This window comes from Fulvivirga lutimaris (assembly GCF_009711525.1).
Classification (GTDB): Bacteria; Bacteroidota; Bacteroidia; order Cytophagales; family Cyclobacteriaceae; genus Fulvivirga; species Fulvivirga lutimaris.
In genome coordinates, this window is the sequence record NZ_SMLV01000210.1 from 1 (window position 1) to 5,673 (window position 5,673).

7 protein-coding genes are annotated in these 5,673 nt (G+C 33.5%); all 7 read right to left on the reverse strand.

Annotated elements, in window-relative coordinates; genetic code table 11:
* Nucleotides 1-46: 46 nt before the first annotated feature.
* Nucleotides 47-739 (reverse strand): sulfotransferase family protein, encoded by a 693-nt coding sequence (locus tag E1140_RS02175; RefSeq protein ID WP_155178570.1) that lies wholly within the window; start codon nt 737-739, stop codon nt 47-49.
* 2 nt (nt 740-741) lie between these two features.
* A complete protein-coding gene (locus E1140_RS02180; RefSeq protein WP_155178572.1) occupies nt 742-1,686 on the reverse strand; it encodes a glycoside hydrolase family protein in 945 nt (314 codons plus the stop codon).
* Between the two features lie 3 nt (nt 1,687-1,689).
* Nucleotides 1,690-2,349 carry an acetyltransferase gene (locus E1140_RS02185; RefSeq protein ID WP_155178574.1) on the reverse strand — a complete coding sequence of 220 codons (660 nt, stop codon included), beginning with the start codon at nt 2,347-2,349 and terminating at the stop codon, nt 1,690-1,692.
* Nucleotides 2,342-3,466 (reverse strand): aminopeptidase, encoded by a 1,125-nt coding sequence (locus E1140_RS02190; protein ID WP_155178576.1) that lies wholly within the window; start codon nt 3,464-3,466, stop codon nt 2,342-2,344. The genes E1140_RS02185 and E1140_RS02190 overlap by 8 nt, the downstream gene beginning before the upstream one ends.
* Nucleotides 3,467-3,468: 2 nt before the next feature.
* Nucleotides 3,469-4,170, reverse strand: a complete 702-nt coding sequence (locus E1140_RS02195; RefSeq protein WP_155178578.1) for a WbqC family protein — start codon at nt 4,168-4,170, stop codon at nt 3,469-3,471.
* On the reverse strand, nt 4,167-5,255 hold the full coding sequence (locus tag E1140_RS02200; RefSeq protein WP_155178580.1) for a DegT/DnrJ/EryC1/StrS family aminotransferase: 1,089 nt from the start codon (nt 5,253-5,255) through the stop codon (nt 4,167-4,169). The genes E1140_RS02195 and E1140_RS02200 overlap by 4 nt, the downstream gene beginning before the upstream one ends.
* Nucleotides 5,252-5,673, reverse strand: a 422-nt coding sequence (locus E1140_RS02205; protein WP_185153378.1) for a sulfotransferase, incomplete at its 5' end; no start/stop codon positions are given. The genes E1140_RS02205 and E1140_RS02200, both read right to left, overlap by 4 nt.

The window sequence follows — 5,673 nt, forward strand, 5'->3', positions numbered from 1 at the left end:
AGCCATGGGCAGTTACGATAAAATAATTCTTCATTAATATTGAGTTTTATTTATCAGTAGATATTTTTTTCAAATAGTACTTCAACTTAAACCTTACCTTGTTCAAGAAATTTGGTGGATCTGAATTTAAATTTGAGTGTTTATTTAAATAAGGGTATTTTTTTTTCGGAATTGGTTTATCCAAAAATGAGCAGAGTTTATTCCAACCATTACCTTCATTACTATCAAATTCTAAAATATCTACTTCATTTGCTTTCAAGAATTCTATTGCAGTAGAATAATGATCATTATAATGATCAATCATCTTTTGTTTTACACCTTCTAAGTTAGTTATATCAAATGTATGTTTAATAAAATTGGCAAAGCCATAGCGTTGGTTAGCATGATAAGTATCTAAGGCAGTCAGTAAATTAGAATCGTAACGAGTTAACATCTTTATAATCGATTGATACCAATCTTCTGCATCGCGAACTGTATAAATAAATTTCGCATCAGGATACCATTGATATAATTCCTTATATAATTCGGTTCCTCCCCAAGGTGCATCTGCAAAAGCTTCCCAATATGTAGACATCCTTCTTATCTCTTCAAAATCTCTATGAATCCACAAGGCCAACATATAATCGTTGTGCTTCAATCTCCAATTCCCGTGATAAACCTTATAGCCCAGAATATCCATCGCATACTCAAAGGAAGTGGTTCCTGATTTTGGGAAACCTATATTAAAAACTTTTTGCATTCTTATTGAAATTTCAGTTCTGCATAACCAAAACCAGACTGTCCAAAACCGTTACCATTGTAAAACATAAGTCTTTGCTTATTTACATCAATTACATGTGGATAACTTATCATAAGGCTATCCCATCCAGATTCACTTACATCTAAGTCTACTAAATGATCCATTCTTTTAAAGTCAATACCATCGCTAGACTCAGCATAACCTATTCTGTAACTGTTATTGACGTCTATTCTATAATCAGTGAAATTTCGATAGGCATACCACATTTTATATATGCTATCTTCAAATATAACGCTTGCCTTTACAATGCCTGCCTCTTCTTCAGATTTGTAATCTATTGACACTTTACCTTTTCGAATCCAGTCAATTCCATCAAACGATTCTGCATATTTGATATGATACCTTGGCTCCATTTTGTCTTTAACATTTCGCCACTCTGTGCAGGATAAATACCAATTTCTCCAAATACCATTTGAGTCAATTATTACACAACTAGTACCCGAATAATGTGGTTCTCGATAGTCTCTATCCCAAAGAGGTCCCTCAGAAAATTTATGGAAACTTTTACCTCCATCTTCACTAATAGCCAAACCAACAGCATTATGATATGGTATTGTATTCCTTATATTCCACCCAATATAATACAGGTATTTTTTACCCTGATGTTCTATTATCCATGAGGGCATGACACCACAATCATCAAAAGTTCCTTTCTTTCCCAATTTCAGAATAGGCTGGTTGTTGGTTGCTAAAATAGTTTTAGGATTATCAGCATCTACTGTAATAACATCTGGCAAACTTCTTCCGTATTCATCCCTGGTTGAGAAATATATATTTAAGGTGTTTTTAGAAGAATTAAAATCAACAATGGGTACTTGTGCATGAGTCTTACTCCAATCTTTTTCCCCTGTTGGCTTATATATTAATCCCTTTTTAATCCACTTCATAAATTAATAAGTATCAATACTTGATTTAGGTCCCTTTTTAGCAGGACTTCCAAAATAAACACCATATGGTTCTGTATTCTTGGTAATAGAAGCTGACATTGCCACTAAAGTTCCTTCTGCTATTGTGATATAATCACGTATAGTAGCATTTACACCAAAGAAGCTATAAGACTCTATGGTGCAGTGGCCTGACATTACTACATGAGAAGTGAAAAATACATGATCCTCAATACTACCATGATGGCCAATATGGTTACCACTCCATAGTACTATATTATTCCCTATAGTTGTATAGGGCTGAATAGTATTATCTTCCAGAATAAAGCAATTGTCTCCAATTTTTGTTTCAGGGAATATTGTGGCCTTGGTGCTGATGTATGAAATAAAACGATAGCCTTTACCTTTTGCCTGATTATAAACGATTTCTCTGTTCTTGTTCATACCCTTTCCAGTCATTGGAGCAAAAAACATAAAATCGTCTGGTGAAAATATGTTCTCTACCTCTTCAAATGGTACCACAGGTAAGCCATGAAACTCACTGTCAGATAAGTATTTTTCATGAACTGTAAATCCCACTACTTCATAAGAAGAATCGTGTGTCAAATAAAAATGGGCAAGTTCTGCTGTGTCTAATACTCCGAAAATAATTACTTTATTATTCATAGCGGATTTTGTTCTTTAAAATTTCAGGGTTTAAATGTACTAGCTCGCTTGTTACAAACAAACCATTCTTTCTAATCAATTGATCATCGAAATAAAGTTCGCCACCGAAAGGCAATCTTTGATCCAATATCAAATCCCAATGTATGGCAGACCTATTACCATTATCGGCCTCTTGATATGCGTTTCCTAATGCAATATGAAGAGTACCCCACATTTTTTCATCAAATAAAATATCATTGATAGGTTTATCTATAAATGGATTAGTTCCGATAGCAAACTCTCCTATATAAGAACTACCTTCATCCTGATTTAAGAAGGTCATTAATTCAGAGTTGTGCTGATTTGACTTGGCATCTACTACCTTTCCATGATCAAATTTCAGCCAAATTTTATCGAATTTTACTCCATAATAGGTAGTGGGCACATTAAATTGAATGTGGCCATTAACAGAATATTTTAATGGGCTTGTGAAAACTTCTCCATCAGGTAAATTATGATACCCTGTAGCATTAAACACACCATCCTCTATTAAATCAAATATCAAACTAGTATTATTACCCGTTATTTTTACCTTCTTTGTATGGTTTAGATATTTAGATAAGGCTTTTTGTTGCTCATTTAAAGCATTATAATTTAGTAATACACATTTATAGTAGTAGTCCTGAAATACACTATATTCTACTCCAACCTGTGTGGAAAAATACTCATTAGGCAGTCTAAAGTAAATCCATTGTAGGTGTTTATTCCTATAATCATAATGGACAGGTTTTAAGTAAGAATCCAAAACCATGGATTTTTGTTCTTTATCAAGCCTAATCTTAGCGTCTACAACATTTCTTAAACCTATTAGGGCTTTGGCACGCTTCATTAAGGCCAATTCAAAATTAGCAAGCTCACCCAAGAGTGCACTAGCGGAATTATTAAAATTATTTACATCCAGCGATTTATTTAAAATGTAGACTTCATAGCCCTTTTGTCTACCTATAGCGGCAAAGGCTAATAGCGTACTCTGCTCTACATCCATTCCTTCCAATAGTACTAGGTCATCCCTTTCAAGATAGAGACTCTGATCATAGATCAAATGAGCTATAGCTAATAATTTGTCATTTAAATGCATAGTTATACCAGTTGGTAATCTTCCAGTAAGCCAATAACCTCCTCTATACTACACCACATCAATGCATCTATAATGGATAAGCCTGGTATGAACTGCTCCATTCCTTGATCATACTTTTTCAAATTAGGTTGTAGAAAATCCAATTTAACATTCCTTTCTTCAAAATAGTCTTTGGAATATAATTTTTGACCGCCAATAGCATTTATATAATAATTACTATCCAACTGAGTAGTTGTATCTATTAACCTATCTGCCCTGTTCAAATGTCTATTATCAAGATTTAGTTTAGAAGCAGTTAGAAATTGAGTCTTTAACCCCAAGTATTTGCAAACTTCAATGACACTGTGTTCTGCTAATTCGGCAATGGAAAGTGGCTTCCCATTTAATGCACGATAAAAAAGCGGTTTCACAAACTCATAATTTGGTGCGCTTTTATACGCTACATCAAATGTTTTAATCAACTTATCAAAAGCAGGATTATCATAGGCCACATAAGTCTCATTGATTAACTTATTTTGACTGATTTTATGACAAGGTAATGTAAAGTCATGTGCTTTACCTTCTAATAATATGGTATTTTTATTGATATATCCCTTTTTAATGAAGTTCACATCATCATAGAACACAAAAACATCTACCGCTTTAATCAACTGAAAATACCCTACATATGGAAATATGTAAGGCTGCATAATGGCTACTTTCATACTCCATGATTTTGAATCCTCATTAATAGCCTTGCAATCAAATCAATTTCTTCAAAAGACAAGGTATGATACAAGGGAAGACATAAAACTCTTTTACTCAGATCATCTGTTACTGGTAGATTCTCCCTTTCAACATAGGGCAACTGAGACAAAGAAGGATAAAAATAACGCCTGGGGAATATTTCTGCTCTATTAAGACGTTCAAAACTCTTTGCCAAATCCATTTCCGACTTAAAAATAATGGGATAGTAAGCAAAATTGAAGGAGCACTTATCATTTATTTTAGGCTTACTCACTTCAAGATTTGATAATACTTGGTCATAGTATAGTGATAGTTCCTTTCTTTTCCTTAGTATTTCATCGATATATTTCAAATTTACCAGACCCATGGCCGCATGGAATTCAGAATTTTTTCCATTTATTCCTAGTCCAGCGAAGTCTTCAGGACCAGAATGCCCAAAATTTCGCATGTACGAAACTCTCTTAATCAAATCAGGGTCATTCGAACAAACGGATCCTCCTTCTATTGTATGAAATATTTTGGTTGCGTGAAAACTTGCCGTTGAGATATCACCAAAATCAAAAACACTTCTCCCGTCATATTTGCTTCCAAAACAATGTGCAGCATCATAAATAACTTTCAGCTTATGCCTTTTTGCAATTTTGTCAATCGCATGAATATCGCAAGCATTACCATAAACGTGTGTAGCTAAGATGGCTGCAGTACTTGAAGTTATTTTATTCTCAATTTCAAGTGGGTTAATAGTTAAAGTAAGAGGGTCAATGTCAGCAAAAACAGGTTTATAACCTTCCCAAACAATACTACTTGTGGTAGCCACATAGGAGAATGGGGTTGTGATAATTTCCTTTCCAACTAAGTTCAATGCTTTGATTGCTAATTGTAACGCAATGGTTCCATTTCCTACATACAATAAATGTTTTAGACCTAAATATTCTTTTAGGCGCAATTCAATTTCATTTACCAAAGGCCCATTGTTGGTCAACCAATTACGATTCCAGATACCATTGACATACCTAGTATATTCCTCTTGAGGAGGTAAAAATGGTTTAGTAACCGGTATCATGTATTACTTTTATTATAATGTACATCAAATTCTTCCTTCACAGTAAATCCAAAAAAATCACCTAACTTTTTCCACTTATTCTTATCCTCTAATTTAGCATGAATTAGCCTATCTCTATTTAGCTCAGAAAAAAACTCTAAAACTTCTCTATTACGAAGTTGATAAACCTTTTTGTATTGTTCTCTTAAGTTATCATTTAGTTCTAAAAGCTTATCAATTTCTGTGGAATATAAGACCTTCTGGTCAATTCCTAAGTTGTAGAAATCATCTTCCCTTCTATACAGTCTGCTATGCATATAAGTATTGCCTAAAGTTTTTCCTTTAGAATGACTTATCATTGAATCGAACCATTTGTCAGCATCCCTTTCCAATAACACAAATTTTGAATTAGGGAAACGATGGAATAATACCTTATAAA

What these genes read in the sequence shown, in the direction of transcription:
- E1140_RS02190 (WP_155178576.1), bottom strand. Translation starts at nt 3,466, where the DNA reads ATGCATTTAAATGACAAATTATTAGCTATAGCTCATTTGATCTATGAT.
- E1140_RS02180 (WP_155178572.1), bottom strand. Translation starts at nt 1,686, where the DNA reads ATGAAGTGGATTAAAAAGGGATTAATATATAAGCCAACAGGGGAAAAA.
- E1140_RS02185 (WP_155178574.1), bottom strand. Translation starts at nt 2,349, where the DNA reads ATGAATAATAAAGTAATTATTTTCGGAGTATTAGACACAGCAGAACTT.
- E1140_RS02200 (WP_155178580.1), bottom strand. Translation starts at nt 5,255, where the DNA reads ATGATACCGGTTACTAAACCATTTTTACCTCCTCAAGAGGAATATACT.
- E1140_RS02175 (WP_155178570.1), bottom strand. Translation starts at nt 739, where the DNA reads ATGCAAAAAGTTTTTAATATAGGTTTCCCAAAATCAGGAACCACTTCC.
- E1140_RS02195 (WP_155178578.1), bottom strand. Translation starts at nt 4,170, where the DNA reads ATGAAAGTAGCCATTATGCAGCCTTACATATTTCCATATGTAGGGTAT.